This window comes from Pseudomonas sp. S1(2024), assembly GCF_046557535.1.
In genome coordinates this window covers 1-21,958 of the sequence record NZ_JBKGFP010000111.1, presented here as the reverse complement: position 1 = coordinate 21,958, position 21,958 = coordinate 1, and the positions used below count along the sequence as shown (strand labels likewise).

Below are 21,958 nucleotides of genomic sequence, written 5' to 3'. Positions count from 1 at the left end.
CGGTCAACCATGGGGCGCGGCTACAGCTCACGCCGCCAGAACAGTTCATGTCGGCGCACAGCCTTGCGAAAGAATTCGTTCTCGCCGTAAGGCGACAGGTGCCGCCCGGCCAACCAGCGCTGCAACAAGCGGCGCAGGCGGCGTTTGAACGGTGCTGGCGGCTGCAGGTCGTGCATCATGCCCAGGGCCATGGCCTTGTCGCGCTGGGTCGCAAGGTCCAGTACCAGGCTGCAAGGAGCCCAGGCCTGGACAGCGTCCAGCTGTGGCGGCAGGGCCACGCCATCACCACTGTCGCCCATCGGCCAGCGGTCGTTGTCATGCAGGTGGTTGGCGTAGCACAGCAGGGTTTGCGGCTGCCAGGCCAGGCCTTGCAAGGCTTCCAGCACCGCTGCCTGGGCACAGATGTGGTCGGGGTGCGGGTCGAGCTGCGGGTGCGGCATCACCAGCACCTCTGGCCTGGCCATTTCCAGCAAGGCCCGCAGGTCGGCGAGCAGGTTGCGCCAGGTCGGCGCGCCATCGCCATCGGCCGGCAGCGGGAACGGGTTGAATCGGCGGAATACGCGAATGTCGGCGAGGTCGGCCTCGCGAGAAGCGGCCGGCTGGTCTGGCGCAGCCTGCATGGCAGGTAGTTGCAGACAGAAGTAGCCCAGCTGCACGCAACGCGATTCCGCCACACCGGCCCAGCGTGGCACGGCGACACTATCCCAGGCCCTCAGGCGGCCCTTCAGGCGCGCGGCCTCGGCCTTTGCCAAGCCCATCTGCTGATAGTGCTCGGCCTCGATTTCACCAGCGGTCAGGGTCACTACCCAGGTTTCGTCGGCCTGGCTGTAAAGGCCGTAAGCGGCCAGCTCGGCATCATCGGCATGTGGCGCGATCACCATCACCCGGCGCCGTTGCAGCTCGACCGCCGGGGTTATCCACAAGCGCGGCTGGCCCGCCAGCCGGCAATGCCGGCCACGCACGCGCAACGCGCCAGCCTGTAGAGGTGCGGCGAGGCCGGTGAGGTTGAGGAAGCGCACGCCATCGACGCCGCGCTCGAAGGTTTGCCGGTCGGCCTGCTCGCCAGCCACCAGCTCGACCTGCGGGTCGAGGAAGCGCCCCAGCCAGCTGCTTTTTACCCGCAGCTCGAGGACCAGGGTTTCGTTGCCCTGCAGCACGCACTCAGCCTTGAGCAAGCCGCCGCTCAGGCTGGCAGGAGCCTCCCGGGTCTGCTCGCCGAAGTCGTAGGCGTAGTCCTCGCCTGGCGCGTAGAACAGGTGGTCGGAAAACCAGGCCTCGTGAGCCGCCCATAACAGCGGCAACAGCAGCAGTGGCAACCACCACCAGCTGAACGCACCTATGGCCACCAGCGCGATCAGGCCCGCCAACAGGCCCAGGCGCTTGTTGCGCCGGTGGCGCTTGAGCAACTGCTGCTTGCGACTCACGCCTGATACACCGGTACGGGGTTGCACCAGCGGTCCTTGTACTCGCGGTCGGCACGGCCGAACGAGAACCGCAGCGGCTTGTTGCGTGCACGGGCGTCTTCCCAGGCGGCCTGGGTATTGAGGAAGCTCAGCACGCTGCCGGGGCTGAAGGCCTTGGTTTCAGGGTCGACACCGCCATTGATGTACTCGACGCTGATCCATTCCGGCGCTTCGACACGGTATACCAGCTGGATGGCAATCGGCTTGCCGTCCAGCAGCAGCACCGAGCCGATCAGCAACTCACGCAGGCGTTCCAGCACTTCGGCCATGCGCTCGGCACCGGTCGCAGGGAAGCCCCAGCGGCGCTGGAACAGGTCGCAGTACATGCTGGCGATTTCCTGCGCGCTGAAGTCGCCGATCGGGCGCACCACACCGCCCGCCTCTTCCAGCAGGCGCAGTTCGCGGCGCTGGTTGTAGCGGAACTTCTTCGACAGGTCTTCATGGGCGCGGGCCATGGCCAGCTGTTCCTTCTGCGCCTTGAGGCCGCTGAAGCGGCCCAGGTTCAGTTCGGACAGGTAGCGCGCGGCATGGCGCAACGGTGCAGCGGCGTCGGCCGCCGCCGGCAGGATGATCTCGGCGTTGCCCAGATCGAATAGGGCCTTTTTGCCGGCACGCTTGAGCACGTCCTTGGACAGCGCAAGGTGGCGCCCCCAGGTAGGAATGGCGGCTTTCAGCTCGCCGGCCTGGTGCCAGCCCAGGTAACGCACAGGGATCTGCGCCAGGTCCGCCAGCTGCTCGACCACCTGGGGATGGGTGGCGACACTGCCACCAAACCGGGCCCATGCCTCGGCATAGGCCTTGGCGTCGATAACTTGCCAACCGCGTTCGCGGAAGGCCTGGATACGGTTGAGCATCAGGCCTGCCCCACCAACGCGCGGACTTGCGGCAGTTGCCAGAATGCTTCGCGCACCGCCTGGTCGGAAAAGCGTTCACGCAGGCGCTGCAGCATGTGCTCGGCACAGGCCTGGCGTTGCTGCCCATCGAGCACAGCCATGTGTTTCAGGCCCTGGGCCAATTGCCCCGCATCGCCCAGAGGGAACAGCACGCCAACACCCTCCACCACTTCGCGGGCACCACCACAGGCCGTGGCCAGTACCGGCACACCGGCGACCATGGCTTCGAGCAGGACCATGCCGAACGGCTCATGGTCGGAGCTCAGGGCGAATACGTCGAACGCCTGGAAGTAACGGCGCGCATCCGGCACCTGGCCAAGGAAGTCCACTTGCCCGGCAATGCCCAGCTCGGCGGCCAGTGCCTTGAGCCTGGCTTCCAGGCGGCCCTTGCCCATGATTGCCAAGCGGGCGCCAGCCGGCAGCCCCGGTAGCGCTTCGGCAAAGCCACGCAGCAGGGTGGCCTGGTCCTTGTCCGGGTGCAGGCGCCCGACGTTACCGACAATCCACGCCTGTGCGTCCAGCCCCAAGGCCTGACGGGCCTCGGCGCGTGGCACCAAGGCCGCTTGCAGGGCGTCGATGTCGATGCGGTTGTACAAGGTCTGGATACGCTCTGCCGGCCACTGCGGCAGACAGCGGCGCATGTCGTCACGCACTGCGTCCGACACGCCCAGCAAGCTCAGGCGTTTGCTGAACAGGTTGGCGAAGATGCGTCGCCCCTTGCGCTCGTAGTCACCGAAAGCATGGTGCACGCCGATCACCGGCAAGCCGGTGCCCAGCAACGCCACGTAGATCGGTTTGAAGCGATGGGCAATGCAAAAGGCAAAATTGCGCTCGGCCGCGATCCGCCGCAATGCACGGATGGCGCCGAGTTTCAGGCCGCGCACGGCCTTGGAGCTGAACTCCAGGAACAGCACCTCGTCCGAGGCGCAGCCTGCCGCTACCAGCGGGTCGGCGGCGCCGGTGAGGAACACCGTGGTGACCTGGTAGCCACGCCCCTGGAACAGGCTGGCGTATTGACGGGCGCAGTCCAGGAACGGCCCGTCATAGCCATGGCAGAACTGCAGGATGCGCGGTTCAGAGCGGCTGGTCATACGGGGCCGCGCCGTCCTTCACAACCAGGATGTCTTCCATGATCAGGTACTGCAGGTCCGAGCCGAAGAACATGTTCAGGGCGTCGGTCGGCGAGCAGATCATCGGTTCACCACGGCGGTTCAACGAGGTGTTCAGCGACACGCCGTTGCCGGTCAGTTCTTCCAGTGCCTTCATCATGTCGTAGTAGCGCGGGTTGTACTCGCGCTTGAGCACCTGGGCACGCGAAGTGCCGTCCTCGTGGACCACTTCCGGCACGCGGGTCTTCCACTCTTCAGCCACTTCGAAGGTGAAGGTCATGAACGGCGCCGGGTGGTCGACCTTGATCATTTGCGGGGCGACGGTGTCGAGCATCGACGGGCAGAAAGGTCTCCAGCGTTCGCGGAACTTGATCTGCTCGTTGATGCGGTCGGCTACGCCCGGCACGCTCGGGCAACCAATGATCGAACGGCCGCCCAGGGCACGAGGGCCGAACTCCATGCGGCCCTGGAACCAGGCCACCGGGTTGCCGTCGACCATGATTTTGGCGATGCGCTGCGGCATGTCGTCGAGCTTGCGCCACTTCGGTGCGTTCGGGTGACGGGCACAGGCAGCGATCACGTCTTCGTTGGAGTACGAAGGGCCGAGGTAGACGTGTTCCATCTTCTCGACCGGTACGCCACGGGCGTGGGAAACGTAGGCGGCAGCACCCACGGCGGTACCGGCGTCACCGGAAGCCGGCTGAACGAACAGCTCTTTCAGGTCTGGGCGGGCAATGATCTTCTGGTTGAGCTTGACGTTCAGCGCGCAACCGCCGGCAAAGGCCAGCTTGCCGGTTTCACGCAGCACGTCGCCCAGGTAGTGGTCGATCATCTGCAGGGCGATCTTTTCGAACAGCGCCTGCATGCTGGCCGCGTAATGGATGTACGGCTCGTCGGCGATGTCGCCTTCGCGCTTGGGGCCCAGCCACTCGATCAGCTTCGGCGAGAAGTAGAAGCCCTTGCCCTTCTCTTTATAGCGGCGCAGGCCAATGACGTTGGCGTATTCGGTGTTGATCACCAGTTCGCCGTTTTCGAAGCTGGCCAGACGCGAGAAGTCGTACTTGCTGGCGTCACCATACGGCGCCATGCCCATGACCTTGAACTCGCCATCGAGCATCTCGAAGCCGAGGAACTCGGTGATTGCGCCGTACAGGCCGCCCAGCGAGTCCGGGTCGAAGAATTCCTTGATCTTGTGGATCTTGCCGTTTTCGCCGTAGCCAAAGAAGGTGGTGGCGTATTCGCCCTTACCGTCGATGCCGAGGATTGCGGTTTTTTCCTTGAACCCCGAGCAGTGGTAGGCACTGGAGGCATGGGCCAGGTGGTGCTCAACCGGCTCGATCTTGACCTTTTTCGGGTCGAAGCCCAGTTGCTCCAGGCACCAGACGATCTTCTTGCGGTAGCGTTTGTAGCGACGGTTGCCCATCAGAATAGCGTCGAGGGCGCGATCCGGGGCGTACCAGTAGCGCTTGGCATAGTGCCAGCGCGCCTTGCCGAACAGGCTGATCGGGGCGAACGGGATGGCTACCACGTCGACGTCGGATGGCTTGATGCCAGCCTGTTCCAGGCAGAACTTCGCCGACTCGTAGGGCATGCGGTTCTTCGCATGCTTGTCACGCACGAAGCGCTCTTCTTCGGCGGCGGCAATCAGTTTGCCGTCAATGTACAAGGCCGCGGAAGGGTCATGGCTAAGGGCGCCGGACAGGCCAAGAATCGTCAATGCCAAGGGATTAGCCTCTTCATTCGGTAGAAATGCGCCAGCGGCCTCTTGGGCGGGTGGCGGCTAAAGGGCGGGATTATAACGCAAACATGTGCGCAACGCGGCAACCTGTACTGGCCTCATCGCCGGCAAGCCAGCTCCCACAGGTACACCGCCGACCTTGAGGCCCGCGCTGTACCTGTGGGAGCTGGCTTGCCGGCGATGGGGCCGGTACAGGCAAGCAATATTATTCAGCGATCAGCCAGTCCATGCGGAAGCTGTCGGCGGTTTGTGCCAGCTCTTTGGCCAGCCATGGCAGCAGCTCCTTGAGCTCTTCTTCCAACCCCCACGGCGGGTTGGCGATGGCCAGACCGGAGCCGTTGAGCCCCTGCGGGCTGTCCTGGTGGTGCACATACAACTCGACCCGCAGCAGTTTCGGTGCGCCGGTGCTGGTCAGGTCCTGGTAGAAGCGGGTCAGCGAGCGCTGGTCCTTTATCGGGTACCAGATGGCCGCGACAGTCTGGCGCATGCGGCCGATCGCCTCTTTCATGGCGGTAGTGCAGCGCTTTAGCTCGTCAGCCTGTTCGAACGGCGGGTCGATCAACATGATCGCGCGCTTTTCCTGCACCGGCAGCAAGGCCCGCGGCACATGCCAGCCTTCGCCCAGGTGCACGAACACGCGCGGGTCTTTCTTCATGTTCTCTTTGAGCAGCGGCCCGTCTTCAGGATGCTTCTCGTTGAGCAGGGCGCGGTCCTGCTGGCGCATCAGACGGCGAGCCAGCTCGGGCGAACCGGGGTAGTAGCGCAGCTCGCCATCGGCATTCAGACGCTTGATGATTCGCAAATAGTCGTCAGCCATGGCCGGCAGGTCATCGCGATTCCACAGGCGGGCGACACCTTCCAGGTACTCGCCGGTGCGGGTTGCCTGGTCGCCCTGCAGGTCGTAAAGGCCGAGCCCTGCATGGGTATCGATATAGGCGAACGGCTGCTCCTTGCGCGACATCAGGGCGATGAGGCGGGTCAGCACGATATGTTTGAGGACGTCGGCGTGGTTGCCGGCGTGGAAGGCGTGACGATAGTTCATGGCAACTCCTGCGGGGGTGGCAAGTTTACCTTGCCTTGCAGGCGGAGTCAGGCCTGGCTGCTGATCGGCGACGGCATCTTCGCGGGTAAACCCGCCACCACAGGGCCTGCACAGATCTCAGACCCTGTGGAGCATCTGTGGGAGCGGGCAAGCCCGCGAAGAAGGCAACACCGAATCAGACGGTATTACTTGTCAGCGTGATACGCCGCATCAGCAGTCTCGAACCGCTTGACCATTGCCTGCGACGGGCTGCCCAGCTTGCTCACCACGAAGATGGCAATGCTGGCGAACAGGAAGCCCGGGATGATTTCGTACAGCCCGAGGGTGTCGAAGTTCTTCCACAGGATCACGGTCAGTGCGCCCACCACGATACCGGCCAGTGCGCCGTTACGGGTCATGCCTTTCCACAGTACCGAAATCAGCACCACCGGACCAAAGGCAGCACCGAAGCCGGCCCAGGCGTAAGCCACCAGGCCCAGCACGCGGTTTTCCGGGTTGGAGGCCATGGCGATGGCGATCAGGGCGACGGCCAGCACCATCAGCCGGCCGACCCACACCAGCTCGACCTGCGAAGCGTTCTTGCGCAGGAAGGACTTGTAGAAGTCTTCGGTCAGGGCGCTGGAGCACACCAGCAGCTGGCAGCTCAGGGTACTCATCACCGCCGCCAGGATGGCCGACAGCAGTACACCGGCGATCCATGGGTTGAACAGGATCTTGGCCAGCTCGATGAACACACGCTCGTGGTTCTCGGTGACCGGGCCCGCCAGATCAGGGTGCGCCGAGAAGTAGGCGATGCCGAAGAAGCCCACGGCGCAGGTACCGGCCAGGCACAGGATCATCCAGGTCATGGAGATACGGCGGGCGTTGGCGATCGACTTCACCGAGTCGGCGGCCATGAAACGCGCCAGGATGTGCGGCTGACCGAAGTAGCCCAGACCCCAGCCCATCAGCGAGATGATGCCGATGAAGGTGGCGCCCTTGAGCATGTCGAAGTTGGCCGGGTTGACCGCATCGATGGCAGCGAAGGTGGTATCGAAGCCGCCGGTGGAGATCAGCACGATCACCGGGGTGAGGATCAGCGCAAAGATCATCAGCGAAGCCTGCACGGTATCGGTCCAGCTCACCGCCAGGAAACCACCGACGAAGGTGTAGGCGATGGTCGCGGCGGCACCGGCCCACAGGGCGGTTTCGTACGGCATGCCGAAGGTGCTCTCGAACAGACGGGCACCGGCAACGATACCGGAGGCGCAGTAGATGGTGAAGAACACCAGGATCACGATGGCCGAGATGATCCGCAGCACGCCGCTGCTGTCTTCGAAGCGGCTGGAGAAGTAGTCCGGCAGGGTCAGTGCATCGCCGTTGTGCTCGGTCTGCACGCGCAGACGACCAGCGACGAACAGCCAGTTCAGGTAGGCGCCGACGGTCAGGCCGATGGCAATCCAGGCTTCGGACAAGCCTGAGAAGTAGATGGCACCCGGCAGGCCCATCAGCAGCCAGCCGCTCATGTCGGAAGCGCCGGCGGAAAGCGCGGTGACCACGCTACCCAGGCTGCGACCGCCGAGGATGTAGTCGGAAAGGTTATTGGTGGAGCGATAGGCGGCGAAGCCGATCAGCACCATTGCCGCGATATAGACCACGAAAGTGATCGTTAGTGGATTGCCCATGCGTGTGCCCTGGCGTTTGTTTTTATGTCATGCACAACCGCAGCCATGGCGGTTGCACCCAGGCGGCGAATCCTATGCAACAACGCAAAGCGGGTGCAACCATTTTTCATTTGCAAGTTGCACCTTCTCGTGCATTTTCAGACAAATCTGATTTTTTGCTCCTTTTGGGAGCAACACCCCCGCTTTTCAGAATAAAACGCACCGAAAACGACCCTTTTCCGGGCATGGAAATGACGGTCGGACGAGTTGCACCTTTTCCATGAAAAATTCGGGTTGCACCTGGTTGCACCCGAATTGTCCTACAGCTACTCTTGGCGCCAGCTTAGGCCACAACCGTGGCAATAACGAGGATAAGAAATGGCGACGACCACCCTTGGGGTCAAACTCGATGACCCGACCCGTGAGCGACTCAAGGCAGCTGCGCAGTCGATTGACCGCACCCCGCACTGGTTGATCAAGCAAGCGATCTTCAACTACCTGGAGAAGCTCGAGGGTGGTGCCACCCTGACCGAACTCAACGGCCATGCCAGCAACCTGGCCGACGACGCCGGTGAGGTCCAACCCGACCACAGCCACCAGTGCTTCCTCGAGTTCGCCGAGAGCATCCTGCCGCAGTCGGTGCTGCGCTCGGCGATCACCGCCGCCTACCGCCGCCCCGAACAGGAAGTGGTACCGATGCTGCTGGAGCAGGCGCGCCTGAGCGCCCCGCTGGCCGAAGCGACCAACAAGATGGCCGCCGGCATCGCCGAAAAACTGCGTAACCAGAAGAGCGCTGGCGGTCGTGCCGGCATCGTTCAGGGCCTGCTGCAGGAATTCTCGCTGTCGTCCCAGGAAGGCGTGGCACTGATGTGCCTGGCCGAAGCCCTGCTGCGCATCCCCGACAAGGGCACCCGTGACGCGCTGATCCGCGACAAGATCAGCACCGGCAACTGGCAGCCGCACCTGGGCAACAGCCCGTCGCTGTTCGTCAACGCCGCCACCTGGGGCCTGCTGCTGACCGGCAAGCTGGTGTCCACCCACAACGAATCCGGCCTCACCTCCTCGCTCACCCGCATCATCGGCAAGAGCGGCGAGCCGATGATCCGCAAGGGCGTCGACATGGCCATGCGCCTGATGGGCGAGCAGTTCGTCACCGGCGAAACCATCGCCGAAGCCCTGGCCAATGCCAGCCGCTTCGAGTCCAAGGGCTTCCGCTATTCCTACGACATGCTCGGCGAAGCCGCACTGACCGAGCACGACGCACAGAAGTACCTGGCGTCCTACGAACAGGCCATCCACTCGATCGGCAAGGCCTCCCATGGCCGTGGCATCTATGAAGGCCCGGGCATCTCGATCAAGCTGTCGGCGCTGCACCCGCGCTACAGCCGCGCCCAGTACGAGCGCGTGATGGAAGAGCTGTACCCGCGCCTGCTGTCGTTGACCCTGCTGGCCAAGCAGTACGACATCGGCCTGAACATCGACGCCGAAGAAGCCGACCGCCTGGAGCTGTCGCTCGACCTGCTCGAGCGCCTGTGCTTCGAGCCTTCGCTGGCCGGCTGGAACGGTATCGGCTTCGTTATCCAGGCCTACCAGAAGCGCTGCCCGTATGTGATCGACTATGTCATCGACCTGGCCAAGCGCAGCCGCCACCGCCTGATGATCCGCCTGGTGAAAGGCGCCTACTGGGACAGCGAAATCAAGCGCGCCCAGGTCGAAGGCCTGGAAGGCTACCCGGTCTACACCCGCAAGGTGTACACCGACGTGTCCTACGTCGCCTGCGCCCGCAAGCTGCTGGCCGTGCCAGAAGCCATCTACCCGCAGTTCGCCACCCACAACGCCCACACCCTGTCGGCCATCTACCACATTGCCGGTCAGAACTATTACCCGGGCCAGTACGAGTTCCAGTGCCTGCACGGCATGGGCGAGCCACTGTACGAGCAGGTGGTCGGCAAGATTTCCGAAGGCAAGCTGAACCGTCCGTGCCGCGTCTATGCACCGGTCGGCACCCACGAAACGCTGCTGGCCTACCTGGTGCGTCGCCTGCTGGAAAACGGCGCCAACACCTCGTTCGTCAACCGCATCGCCGACCACTCGATCTCCATCCAGGAACTGGTCGCCGACCCGGTCGCCAGCATCGAGCGCATGGGCACCCAGGAAGGCAGCATCGGCCTGCCGCACCCACGCATCCCGCTGCCGCGTGAACTGTATGGCAGCGAGCGGGCCAACTCGGCCGGCATCGACATGGCCAACGAACACCGCCTGGCGTCGCTGTCCTGCGCCATGCTGGCCACCGCCCACAACGACTGGAAAGCCACGCCACTGCTGGCCTGCGCAGCCAGCGAAGGCACCGCCGCACCGGTCCTGAACCCGGCGGACCACCGCGACGTGGTCGGCCATGTTCAGGAAGCCACGGTCGCCGACGTCGACAACGCCATCCAGTGCGCACTGAATGCCGCTCCGATCTGGCAGGCCACCCCGCCGGCCGAACGCGCCGCCATTCTGGAGCGCACCGCCGACCTGATGGAGGCCGAAATCCAGCCGCTGATGGGCCTGCTCATCCGCGAAGCCGGCAAGACCTTCGCCAACGCCATCGCCGAAGTGCGTGAAGCCGTGGACTTCCTGCGCTACTACGCGGTGCAGGCACGCAACGACTTCAGCAACGACGCCCACCGCCCGCTGGGCCCGGTGGTGTGCATCAGCCCGTGGAACTTCCCGCTGGCGATCTTCACCGGCCAGGTAGCCGCAGCGCTCGCCGCCGGCAACCCCGTACTGGCCAAGCCGGCCGAGCAAACCCCGCTGATCGCTGCCCAGGCCGTGCGCCTGCTGCTGGAAGCCGGCATTCCTGAAGGCGTGCTGCAGCTGCTGCCTGGCCGCGGTGAAACCGTCGGTGCCGGCCTGGTGGGTGACGAGCGCGTCAAGGGCGTGATGTTCACCGGTTCCACTGAAGTGGCCCGCCTGCTGCAGCGCAACGTCGCCGGCCGCCTGGACAACCAGGGCCGCCCGATCCCGCTGATCGCCGAAACCGGCGGCCAGAACGCGATGATCGTCGACTCCTCGGCACTGACCGAGCAGGTGGTGATCGATGTGGTGTCCTCGGCCTTCGACAGCGCCGGCCAGCGTTGCTCGGCACTGCGCGTGCTGTGCCTGCAGGAAGACTCCGCCGACCGCGTGATCGAAATGCTCAAGGGTGCCATGGCCGAAAGTCGCCTGGGCTGCCCGGACCGCCTGGCCGTGGACATTGGCCCGGTGATCGACGCCGAAGCCAAAGCCGGCATCGAGAAGCACATCCAGGGCATGCGCGAGAAAGGTCGCTCGGTCTACCAGGTGGCCATTGCCGATGCTGCGGAGCTCAAGCGCGGCACCTTCGTCATGCCGACCCTGATCGAGCTGGAAAGCTTTGACGAGCTCAAGCGTGAAATCTTCGGCCCGGTGCTGCACGTGGTGCGCTACAACCGTCGCAACCTGGACCAGCTGATCGAGCAGATCAACAACTCCGGCTACGGCCTGACCCTCGGCGTGCACACCCGCATCGACGAGACCATCGCCAAGGTGGTGGAAACCGCCAACGCCGGCAACATGTACGTCAACCGCAACATCGTCGGTGCAGTGGTGGGTGTGCAGCCGTTCGGTGGTGAAGGCCTGTCCGGCACCGGCCCGAAAGCCGGCGGCCCGCTGTACCTGTACCGCCTGCTGTCGACCCGCCCGGCCGACGCGATTGGCCGCCACTTCCAGCAGCAGGACGGCGAAGGCAAGCCTGACCGCGCCCTGCACGAACAGCTGATCAAGCCGCTGCACGGCCTGAAGGCATGGGCTGAGAGCAACCAGCTGACCGACCTTGCCACGCTGTGCAGCCAGTTCGCCAGCCAGTCGCAGAGCGGCATCGCCCGCCTGTTGCCAGGCCCGACCGGCGAGCGCAACAGCTACACCATCCTGCCGCGTGAGCACGTGCTGTGCCTGGCCGACAACGAAGCTGACCTGCTGGCGCAGTTCGCCGCAGTGCTGGCCGTTGGCAGCTCGGCGGTATGGGCGGATGGCGAGCCGGGCAAGGCCCTGCGTGCCCGCCTGCCGCGAGAGTTGCAGGCCAAGGTCAAATTGGTGGCGGACTGGAACAAGGATGAAGTGGCGTTCGACGCCGTGATCCACCATGGCGACTCGGACCAGCTGCGCGGCGTGTGCCAGCAGGTGGCCAAGCGTGCCGGGGCGATCGTGGGTGTGCACGGGCTGTCCAGCGGCGACCACCAGATTGCGCTGGAGCGCCTGGTGATCGAGCGGGCAGTGAGTGTGAACACTGCTGCTGCCGGTGGTAATGCCAGCCTGATGACCATTGGCTGAGGTTGAGGGTTGTTAACGAAAAAAGGAGAGCTTCGGCTCTCCTTTTTTTATGGGGGCTGGGGTTGGGCTGACAGGTGTTCATTCAACCTGAAGCCAAACCCTCACTGCTTCATCCCCAACTCAGCATCATCCATCAGTGCCTTGGCCATCGCACTCAGGTAATGGGCAGCCCAGATCATCATCGGCTTCTCATCCATCAGCCCGGTAATGGTCAATTCGCGGACATAACCCATCAACTCCGACGACTGCTCACGGGCGTCCCTGCACGGGATGCCAGGCTCGATGCGGATTGGGTGTCTTCTGTTGTCATTGTTCAATCCCCTGATAATTCTCGAGTGCCTGGCCGGGCCTATTCGCGGGCGCGCCCGCTCCCACAGGATCACCACAAGCTTCATGACTTGCACCGTACCGGTGGGAGCGGGCATGCCCGCGAAAGGGCCGGCTCAGGCGACACATCATTAAGCCTCAGTGCGAAGTTCGCGACCTAGATTAGGATCTTCGAGTGAATCTGCGTTCAGGGGTGGATCAGGAACTATCACCACCTGCTGTCAAACAAGAGGGTGGCAGCTGTGCATGGGTTGACAGACCGGTAGAAAAATCCAAAAAACCCGGCGCACACCGTTACCCGCGCTTTCGCCAGAGCCACAATAGGCACCAGCCTTTCCCAGCCTCCGAAGTCAGCATCAGCCCAATCCACACCGAGTTACTGATACTGGAAGCCAGCATCGGCAACAACAGGATTATGGATATCGACGGAACGATAAAAAAGATGCGAAAGGGGATCTGCACCATCGCCAAATAGACAGCCAACCGGCAACGCATTAGAAACAACCCGCAGGTCGCTATCAACGAAAGCTGCAGAATCAGGCCTAGCCAGACGATTAGCTCTAGCCCTCCTCCCCAGATCTGCATGTTGCTCAATGCGTCCTTGAAATCCGTCCAGAAAGGTATGGCACCTCGCTCCGTACTGCGGAAAACATAAAGGCAGATGTAGAACGCGTCCATGCCTCCCCAAAACAGGAAAGCGATCGCATGCCAGCTCAAGTTCGAGTTCTTCAATATGCTCCCTCTTCGAACCGCGCCGGAATACCGAGCTTCGCAGGGGCGGCCTTTCGCCGCGAAAGGGCCGCAAAGCGGCCCCGGCAAATTCTGCTGCGACGCTGCTCAAGCCATGGACGAAAGTGCGATCAAAGCAAACAGCTGCGCTGCTGTAATTACGGCAGCCAGCAGCATCCACAACCAATTGGCCAGCGTGAAACGGCTGTTGGCCACTCCTGCCTCATCCCCCGCGCTGAAATTGGCGCCTTTCTGCATGGGCACCAGAATGACCAACCAAGCTGCTTGAATGACTACACCCGCAAAATACGCCGCCCACAACTGATCATCCAGAATCACACTGGCAGCCACCCAGGCAGCACACATACCGTAGTAGCCCAGCGCGAGCCCCAGAATGGACCAAGGGTAGGTTCTGCCTGACTCGCGAATATGATCATTCACCCTTTTCAATAACGGGTAGATGAAGAACACTGCAAAAGCGCTTCGCCAGAATGGGCTGACCTTTTCTCCTGTCCTCACTCCATGCAGCTTCCAGCTCTGATAAAAGCAATACAGCCAGTAAAAACCAAGGGTGAAGAAGGTCATTACGCCAAACTTCAGGGGCGAGACTACGAAGAAGGGAAGTTGCTTGCCCTCGAAATCAGTCAAGTCGTTCTTGTGGACATCACTCATCAGAAAAGCCTCATTGCGAACACCAAAGCACACATTCAAGGCCAAATGGCATTCGATCCGCAGTAGTCCAGTTCCACTCTGACTTGTGGGAAACGTCTCTACATTTTCCTGCGCCTGCTCCGGCCCTTTCGCGGGTAAACCCGCTCCTACAGGTGCAGCGTTGATGGCTGGGGCTGCGCAGTACTTGTGGGAGCGGGTTTACCCGCGAAAGGGCCCGAACAGGCAAAACAACAACTGCCCCCACCCCGCGTGATCTGTTCGACCAACCACCAGGCATCCCGGAGTTCTCAACCCATATCACCCAAACCTATTAACCTGTCCCCCACCCCACCACCCTCCTACACTCGCAGCATCCCGCCTCTGGACCGCGACCATGCCCGAGACCCTGCTCAGCCCCCGCAACCTCGCCTTCGAACTCTACGAAGTCCTCGACGCCGAGGCCCTGACTCAGCGCCCGCGCTTCGCCGAGCACAGCCGCGAAACCTTCGATGCGGCGCTATCAACTGCCCGCACCATCGCAGAGAAATTTTTCGCCCCGCACAACCGCAAGGCCGACGAAAACGAGCCGCGCTACGTGGATGGCCGCGCCGAACTGATCCCCGAAGTGAAACCCGCCGTCGACGTCTTTCTCAAAGCCGGCTTTCTCAACGCCAACCGCGACTTCGAAGCCGGCGGCATGCAGCTGCCGAGCCTGGTTTCGCAGGCCTGCTTCGCCCACTTCCAGGCGGCCAACGCTGGCACCACGGCCTACCCGTTCCTGACCATGGGCGCGGCCAACCTGATCGAGAGCTTCGGTAGCGATGAACAGAAGCGCCTGTTCCTGCAACCGATGATCGAAGGCCGCTACTTCGGCACCATGGCCCTGACCGAACCCCATGCGGGCTCTTCACTGGCCGATATCCGTACCCGCGCCGAGCCTGCCGGTGACGGCAGCTACCGGCTCAAGGGCAACAAGATTTTCATTTCCGGCGGAGATCACGAGCTGTCGGAGAACATCGTGCATATGGTTCTGGCCAAGCTTCCGGATGCTCCGCCCGGCGTGAAGGGCATCTCGCTGTTCATCGTGCCCAAGTATCTGGTCAGCGAAGATGGCAGCCGTGGCCCGCGCAACGATGTGCTGCTGGCCGGGTTGTTCCACAAGATGGGCTGGCGCGGCACCACCTCCACCGCGCTGAATTTCGGCGACAACGGCCAGTGCGTCGGCTATCTGGTCGGCCAGCCGCACCAGGGCCTGGCCTGCATGTTCCAGATGATGAACGAGGCACGCATCGGTGTCGGCATGGGCGCAGTGATGCTCGGTTACGCCGGCTACCTGTATTCGCTGGAATACGCCCGTCAGCGCCCGCAGGGTCGGTTGCCGGACAACAAAGACCCGCACAGCCCCGCAGTGCCGATCATCGAGCACAGCGATGTGAAACGCATGCTGCTGGCACAGAAGGCCTACGTAGAGGGCGCCTTCGACCTAGGCCTGTATGCCGCGCGCCTGTTCGACGACACCCAGACTGCCAGCGACGACAGCGCCCGCAAGCAGGCGCAGGAGCTGCTCGACCTGCTGACCCCGATCGTCAAATCCTGGCCCTCGACGTTCTGCCTCAAGGCCAATGAACTGGCGATCCAGATCCTCGGGGGCCACGGCTACACCCGCGAGTACCCGGTTGAACAGTACTACCGCGACAACCGCCTGAACCCGATCCATGAAGGCACCGAGGGCATCCAGTCGCTCGACCTGCTGGGCCGCAAGCTGGCGCAGAACAATGGCGCCGGCCTCAAGCAGTTGATCCGGTCGATCGCTGCCACCGGCGAGCGCGCCAGCCACCATGCGAACCTCGACCCACTGCGCCAGCCGCTGGAGCAACTGGTCAACCGCCTGCAAGGTGTGACGCTGGCGTTGCTGGGTGACCTGGCCGAGGGCAAAGTCGCCGGCGCCCTGGCCAACTCGGCCCTCTACCTCAAGGCCTTCGGCCACTGCGTGATTGGCTGGCGCTGGCTGGAACAGGCGATCCATGCCGAACTCGGCCTGCTCAAGGGCAAACCCACCGACCGCGACTTCTACCTCGGCAAGCTGCAGGCAGCGCGTTATTTCCTGACCTGGGAGGTACCTGGCTGCCATAATGAGCTGGCATTGCTCGAGGCGCGCGACGACACTTGCCTCGCCATGCAGGACGAGTGGTTCTAAGGGGGAGCCACCGTGTACACGGAGGCTTCCACATGTTCGATACCAGCGCCCTGCTGCGCCAGCGCTTTGCCACGCTGCGCAGTACGGCCGAGCTGTTTTCCCTGCGCCATGTGAAACAGTCGCACCAGGCGCTGTCGGTTCGCCGCAACGTCGCGGAACCACCCTTCTTCAGCCAGGACGAGGGCGCCATGCTCACCGTGCGTGTGAATGGCGTGGAAGCCTATGCCGCCACCGCCGACCTGTCCCAGGCCGGCCTGCAGCGCGCCCTGGAGCGGGCCGAGGCGCTGGCCCGGCAGATCGCCCGATACAACCTGCTGGACCTGCGCGAGCAACCGGTGACCAGCGCACGCCACGACCACATTTCGCCCAACTTCGACCAACCCGTGCCCAACCTTGCCGACTGCCTTGGCCTGCTCGCTGCCGAATCGGCCAGCGTGCCCAAGGACAGCCGCCTGGTGGACTGGCAGGCCAGCCTGGGCCTGAGCCTGGTCGAGCAGACCTACCTGAACTCGGTCGGCGCCGAGCTACGCCACGCCCAGCGCTTCCTGTTCCCGGGCCTGGGGGTGACCGCCAGCGACGGCCAGGACAGCCAGAGCCGCAGCCTGGGCCGCGACAACTTCGGCCAGCAGGGCGGCTTCGAGGTCATCGAGCGCTGCGGCCTGGTCGGTGCTGCCCGCCGGGTGGCCGACGAGGCGCTGCAACTGCTGCTGGCGCCGAACACCCCCAGCGGCCCGCGCGACCTGCTGTTGATGCCGGACCAGATGATGCTGCAGATTCACGAATCCATCGGCCACCCGCTGGAGATGGACCGCATTCTCGGCGACGAACGCAACTACGCAGGCACCAGCTTCGTCAAAGCCGATGACTTCGGCCACCTGCAGTACGGCTCCGCGCTGCTCAACGTGACCTTCGACCCGACCATCGGCGAAGAGCTGGCCAGCTACAGCTTCGATGATGACGGCACCCAGGCCAGCAAGCAGTTCCTGATCCGCGATGGCCTGCTGCTGCGCCCGCTGGGTGGTGCGCTGTCGCAGTTCCGCTCCGGCCTCGACGGCGTGGCTAACAGCCGTGCCTGCGGCTGGAACCGTGCGCCGATCGACCGCATGGCCAACCTCAACATCGAGCCGGGCGACCAGAGCCTGGATCAGCTGGTGAAAGGCATCGAGCACGGCATCCTGATGCGCACCAACCGTTCCTGGTCCATTGATGATGCTCGCAACAAGTTCCAGTTCGGCTGTGAATGGGGCCAACTGATCGAAAACGGCGAGCTCAAGGGCATCGTCAAGAACCCCAACTACCGTGGTATCTCCGCGCAGTTCTGGCGCAACCTGGCGGCGGTCGGCGACAGCAGTACCTTCCAGGTGCTGGGCACGCCCAACTGCGGCAAGGGCGAACCCAACCAGGTGGTACGGGTGGGGCATGCCTCGCCGGCCTGCGTGTTCCGCCAGATCGACGTATTCGGAGGAGACGCCTGATGAAACACGCTTTCGAAACCCTGGTCGGGGATGTGCGCAAAGCCCTGCAGACGGGCGAACAGTTCACCCTCGGCTACAGCGCCGAACAATCGCAATTCGTGCGTTTCAACCATGCCAAGGTGCGCCAGGCCGGCACCGTGAACCAGGCCGGCGCGCAACTGCGGCTGATCCGCGATGGCCGCCAGGCAGAGCAACAGGTGACCTTGAGTGGTGACACGCAACTGGATAGCCAGCGTCTGTTCACGGCCCTGGAGCAACTGCGCCAGACCTTGCCACTGCTGGCGGTCGATCCGTACCTGCGCCTGGACGAAAGCGCCTGGCACAGCCACAGCCAGCAGGAGCAGCCGCTGCCCGAACTGAGCGATGTGCTGACCTTGCTCGAGCGCGAAGCCGGCGACCTGGACCTTGTCGGCATCTACGCCGCCGGCCCCATCTGCCGGGGCTTCGCCAGCTCGTTCGGGGCCTTCGGCTGGCACCAGGCCAACAGCTTCAACTTCGACTGGAGCCTGTTCCACGAAAACGGCGAGGCGGTGAAGGCCAATTATGCCGGGCAAGTGTGGAGCGCCGACGACTTCACCGCACGCCTGCGCCAGGCGCGGGAACAGCTGGGTTTCCTTGGCCGCCCTGCCGTCACGCTGAAGCCTGGCAGCTACCGCGCCTACCTGGCCCCGGCGGCCATGGACGAAATAGCCGGCATGCTGTGCTGGGGCGGTTTTTCCGCACAGGCCCTGGCCACTGGCAACAGTGCCCTGCAGCGCCTGTACAACGGCGATGCGCGGCTGAGCCCACTGGTGAGTTTCACCGAGCAGGTCAGCGGTTCGCTGAGCCCTGCATTTTCCGATGAAGGCTCGCCGCGCCTGGATGTGCCGTTGATCCAGCAAGGCGAGGCCCGGCAGCGATTGATCAGTGCGCGCAGTGCGGCCGAATTCGAGCTGCTGGCCAATGGCGCCGATAGTTGCGAGTCACCGTGTGCGCTGAGCCTGGCAGCAGGTAGCCTGCCGAGCGAGCAGATTCTGGAGCGGCTCGGTACCGGGCTGTACATCAGCAACCTGTGGTACCTGAACTATTCCGACCTGCCGGCGGCACGCATGACCGGGCTGACCCGCTTCGCCACCTTCTGGGTGGAGAACGGGCAGATCCAGGGCCCGGTGAGCACCATGCGCTTCGATGACAGCCTGTACAGCTTGCTAGGTAGCCAACTGGAGGACCTGACGCAGGAGCGCGAGATGATTCTGTCGACCAGTACCTATGGACAGCGCAGTACCGGGTCGAGTCATTTGCCGGGGGCACTGGTCAAAGGCCTGACCCTGACACTGTGATAGGCATTACCGGCCTCTTCGCGGGCATGCCCGCTCCCACAGGTATTGCACCATCATCGGATGCGGTGCGATACCTGTGGGAGCGGGCGTGCCCGCGAAAGGGCCGGCACTGACGAACGAGGAAGTCATGCCCGAACGCACCCCGCTGGACCCTGTCACCGCCCGCTGGATCCCTTGGGTGGTGGCCATCGCCTTTTTCATGCAGTCCCTGGACGGCACCATCCTCAACACCGCGCTGCCAGCCATGGCCCGGTCGCTGGCCGAAGACCCGCTGCGCATGCAGGGCGTGATCATCGCCTACATGCTCACCGTGGCCCTGCTGATCCCCGCCTCAGGCTGGATCGCCGACCGCTTCGGCACCAAGCGCATCTTCTTCAGCGCCATCCTGCTGTTCAGCTTCGGCTCGCTGCTGTGCGCCGCCGCCAACAGCCTCGGGTTCCTGATCTTTGCCCGTGTCGTGCAAGGGCTGGGCGGTGCGCTGATGCTGCCGGTCGGGCGCTTGGTAGTCCTACGTGCCTACCCGCGCACCGAGCTGGTGCGCATCATGAGCTTCATCACCATCCCCGGCCTGCTCGGGCCGCTACTGGGCCCTACGGTTGGCGGCTGGTTGGTGGAAATACTGAGCTGGCACTGGATCTTCCTGCTCAACCTGCCGGTCGGCCTGATCGGCTGCTACGCCGTTTGGAAGTTCATCCCCGACCTGCGCGGCGCCGAGCGCACCACGTTCGACGGCCCCGGGTTCCTGCTGTTTGGCGCAGCGATGGTATTGATCACCATCGCCATGGAAGGCCTGGGCGAACTGCACCTGCCGCACCTGCGGGTGATGTTGCTGCTGTTCGCCGGCATGGCCTGCCTGGCGGCCTACTGGCTGCGCGCCGGGCGCGACCCGGAGCCGTTGTTCTCACCCAGCCTGTTCCGCGTGCGCACCTTTGCCATCGGTATTCTCGGTAACCTGTTCGCCCGCCTGGGCAGCGGCGCGCTGCCGTTCCTTGTGCCGTTGCTGCTGCAAGTGGCGCTGGGCTACTCGCCGGCCCAGGCCGGCATGAGCATGATCCCGCTGGCGGCTGCGGCGATGCTGGCCAAGTCCATTGCCCGACCACTGATCGAACGCTTTGGCTACCGCATCATCCTCACCGGCAACACCCTGCTGCTGGGCCTGCTGCTGGCCAGCCTCGGGCTGGTCGACGAGCAGACGCCCTATGCCGTGCTGCTGATTCAGCTGGGCCTGCTCGGGGCAGTCAACTCGATGCAGTTCACCGCGATGAACACGGTGACCCTGATCGACCTCGACGACGCCAGCGCCAGCAGCGGCAACAGCCTGCTGTCGGTGGTCGCGCAGCTGGCCCTGAGCCTGGGCGTGGCATGTGCGGGGGCATTGCTCGGCGGCTTTACCGCAGCCGGAAACGCCGACGGTGTAGAAACCACCTTGGGTGCATTCCAGCTGACCTTCGTCACCATCGGCGTGATGGCCATGCTGGCGGCGGCGATATTCCTGCAGCTGTCGCCGACGGACGGAAGGCGTGCCCGTCGTCCGGAAGAACACATGGAGTCGTAGGGCGAATGGCCATGAGGCTGGTAGACTATGCGGCATTTTTCGCTTCGCACCGCAGGCCCGCCTCGTGACCACCGAATCCACCGCCTTTGCCACCTTGCCGCTGTCCACTGCCATGCTGGCCAACCTGGACGCCCTCGGCTATGCCTCGATGACACCGATCCAGGCCCAGAGCCTGCCGGTCATCCTCAAGGGGCAGGACCTGATCGCCCAGGCCAAGACCGGCAGCGGCAAGACCGCCGCCTTCGGCATCGGCCTGCTCAACCCGATCAACCCGCGCTACTTCGGTTGCCAGGCGCTGGTGCTGTGCCCTACCCGCGAGCTCGCCGACCAGGTGGCCAAGGAGCTGCGCCGCCTGGCCCGCGCCGAGGACAACATCAAGATCCTGACCCTGTGCGGCGGCGTTTCGTTGGGCCCGCAGATCGCTTCGCTGGAGCACGGCGCACACATCATCGTCGGCACCCCAGGGCGCATCCAGCAGCACCTGGACAAGGGCACCCTGGTGCTCGACGGGCTGAACACCCTGGTGCTGGACGAGGCCGACCGCATGCTCGACATGGGCTTCTTCGATGCCATCGCCAGCATCATCGGCAAGACCCCGTCGCGCCGCCAGACCCTGCTGTTCTCGGCCACCTACCCGGCCGGCATCAAGCAACTGGCCGCCGACTTCATGCGCAACCCGCAACAGGTCAAGGTCGAGAGCCTGCATGCCGACAATCAGATCGAGCAGCGCTTCATCGAGATCGACCCGCAACAGCGCCTCGAGGCGGTCACCCGCGTGCTCGGCCACTACCGCCCGCAGTCCTGCGTGGCGTTCTGCTTCACCAAGCAGCAGTGCGAGGATGTGGTCGCCCACCTGACCGCCAAGGGCATCGTTGCCCAGGCCCTGCATGGCGACCTGGAGCAGCGCGACCGCGACCAGGTGCTGACCATGTTCGCCAACCGCAGCAGCTCGGTGCTGGTGGCTACCGATGTGGCCGCCCGCGGCCTGGACATCGATGGCCTGGACATGGTCATCAACGTCGAACTGGCACGTGATGCGGAAATCCATGTGCACCGTGTCGGCCGCACCGGCCGTGCTGGCGAGAAAGGCATTGCGGTCAGCCTGGTGGCACCGGCCGAAGGCCACCGCGCCCAGGCCATCGAAGACCTGCAGAAGAGCCCGCTGCGCTGGGACCAGCTGGACAGCCTGAAGCACAAGGGTGGCGAACCGCTGCTGCCGCTTATGAGCACCCTGTGCATCGCCGCCGGGCGCAAGGACAAGCTGCGTCCGGGTGACATCCTCGGGGCGCTGACCGGTGATGCCGGCATCCCCGGCAAGCAGGTGGGCAAGATTGCGATCTTCGATTTCCAGGCGTTCGTGGCCGTCGAACGGCCGCTGGCCAAGCAGGCCATGCAGCGCTTGAACAGCGGCAAGATCAAGGGGCGCTCCCTGAAAGTCCGCATCGTCTGACCTAATTTTGGGGCCGCTTTGCGGCCCTTTCGCGA

At 63.9% G+C, this 21,958-nt stretch carries 16 protein-coding genes; 7 read left to right on the top strand and 9 right to left on the bottom strand.

Translation table 11 applies throughout. The features are described 5' to 3' along the window. Positions 1-20 precede the first annotated feature (20 nt). From ACLCGK_RS29140 to putP, 6 genes are all read right to left on the bottom strand, one after another. Entirely contained in the window at positions 21-1,424 is a 1,404-nt protein-coding gene (locus tag ACLCGK_RS29140; protein WP_410952231.1) for a PIG-L deacetylase family protein, read from the bottom strand. Further along, positions 1,421-2,317: an antimicrobial resistance protein Mig-14 gene (locus tag ACLCGK_RS29135; RefSeq protein WP_410952230.1), complete on the bottom strand. Its 897-nt coding sequence runs from the start codon at positions 2,315-2,317 to the stop codon at positions 1,421-1,423. Before ACLCGK_RS29135 ends, ACLCGK_RS29140 begins: the two co-directional genes overlap by 4 nt. Further along, the gene (locus tag ACLCGK_RS29130; protein ID WP_410952229.1) at positions 2,317-3,447 is read right to left on the bottom strand and encodes a glycosyltransferase; all 1,131 of its coding nucleotides are present in this window, start codon (positions 3,445-3,447) and stop codon (positions 2,317-2,319) included. Before ACLCGK_RS29130 ends, ACLCGK_RS29135 begins: the two co-directional genes overlap by 1 nt. Next, on the bottom strand, positions 3,431-5,188 hold the full coding sequence (locus tag ACLCGK_RS29125; protein ID WP_247846638.1) for a carbamoyltransferase: 1,758 nt from the start codon (positions 5,186-5,188) through the stop codon (positions 3,431-3,433). Before ACLCGK_RS29125 ends, ACLCGK_RS29130 begins: the two co-directional genes overlap by 17 nt. Positions 5,189-5,408: 220 nt before the next feature. Continuing rightward, on the bottom strand, positions 5,409-6,245 hold the full coding sequence (locus ACLCGK_RS29120) for a 23S rRNA (adenine(2030)-N(6))-methyltransferase RlmJ (RefSeq protein WP_410952227.1): 837 nt from the start codon (positions 6,243-6,245) through the stop codon (positions 5,409-5,411). Positions 6,246-6,430: 185 nt separating this feature from the next. Further along, positions 6,431-7,909 carry a sodium/proline symporter PutP gene (gene putP / locus ACLCGK_RS29115; protein WP_410952226.1) on the bottom strand — a complete coding sequence of 493 codons (1,479 nt, stop codon included), beginning with the start codon at positions 7,907-7,909 and terminating at the stop codon, positions 6,431-6,433. A gap of 74 nt (positions 7,910-7,983) precedes the next feature. On the opposite strand from putP, the gene ACLCGK_RS29110 reads away from it, so the two are divergent. Then, entirely contained in the window at positions 7,984-8,172 is a 189-nt protein-coding gene (locus ACLCGK_RS29110; RefSeq protein WP_143493363.1) for a hypothetical protein, read from the top strand. Between the two features lie 94 nt (positions 8,173-8,266). Then, positions 8,267-12,220 (top strand): trifunctional transcriptional regulator/proline dehydrogenase/L-glutamate gamma-semialdehyde dehydrogenase, encoded by a 3,954-nt coding sequence (gene putA, locus ACLCGK_RS29105; RefSeq protein ID WP_015272041.1) that lies wholly within the window; start codon positions 8,267-8,269, stop codon positions 12,218-12,220. 101 nt (positions 12,221-12,321) lie between these two features. On the opposite strand, the gene ACLCGK_RS29100 is transcribed toward putA, so the two are convergent. The 3 genes from ACLCGK_RS29100 to ACLCGK_RS29090 all read right to left on the bottom strand — a co-directional run bounded on the left by ACLCGK_RS29100 (position 12,322) and on the right by ACLCGK_RS29090 (position 13,948). After that, entirely contained in the window at positions 12,322-12,573 is a 252-nt protein-coding gene (locus ACLCGK_RS29100) for a DUF3077 domain-containing protein (protein WP_410952228.1), read from the bottom strand. Between the two features lie 268 nt (positions 12,574-12,841). Beyond that, positions 12,842-13,279, bottom strand: coding sequence for a hypothetical protein (locus ACLCGK_RS29095; protein WP_039612463.1), 438 nt, complete (start codon positions 13,277-13,279; stop codon positions 12,842-12,844). Between the two features lie 105 nt (positions 13,280-13,384). Then, a complete protein-coding gene (locus tag ACLCGK_RS29090; RefSeq protein ID WP_410952225.1) occupies positions 13,385-13,948 on the bottom strand; it encodes a hypothetical protein in 564 nt (187 codons plus the stop codon). Positions 13,949-14,321: 373 nt separating this feature from the next. Between ACLCGK_RS29090 and ACLCGK_RS29085 the strand changes: the two genes are divergently transcribed. From ACLCGK_RS29085 to dbpA, 5 genes are all read left to right on the top strand, one after another. Next, positions 14,322-16,124 (top strand): acyl-CoA dehydrogenase, encoded by a 1,803-nt coding sequence (locus ACLCGK_RS29085; RefSeq protein ID WP_410951871.1) that lies wholly within the window; start codon positions 14,322-14,324, stop codon positions 16,122-16,124. Between the two features lie 32 nt (positions 16,125-16,156). After that, positions 16,157-17,599, top strand: a complete 1,443-nt coding sequence (locus ACLCGK_RS29080; RefSeq protein WP_410951872.1) for a TldD/PmbA family protein — start codon at positions 16,157-16,159, stop codon at positions 17,597-17,599. Continuing rightward, the gene (locus tag ACLCGK_RS29075; protein ID WP_410951873.1) at positions 17,599-18,918 is read left to right on the top strand and encodes a TldD/PmbA family protein; all 1,320 of its coding nucleotides are present in this window, start codon (positions 17,599-17,601) and stop codon (positions 18,916-18,918) included. Before ACLCGK_RS29080 ends, ACLCGK_RS29075 begins: the two co-directional genes overlap by 1 nt. Before the next feature lie 127 nt (positions 18,919-19,045). Beyond that, on the top strand, positions 19,046-20,473 hold the full coding sequence (gene mdtD, locus ACLCGK_RS29070; RefSeq protein ID WP_182328874.1) for a multidrug transporter subunit MdtD: 1,428 nt from the start codon (positions 19,046-19,048) through the stop codon (positions 20,471-20,473). Positions 20,474-20,585: 112 nt separating this feature from the next. After that, complete coding sequence (gene dbpA, locus ACLCGK_RS29065) at positions 20,586-21,923, top strand: ATP-dependent RNA helicase DbpA (RefSeq protein WP_230396947.1); 1,338 nt, start codon at positions 20,586-20,588, stop codon at positions 21,921-21,923. Positions 21,924-21,958: the final 35 nt, after the last annotated feature.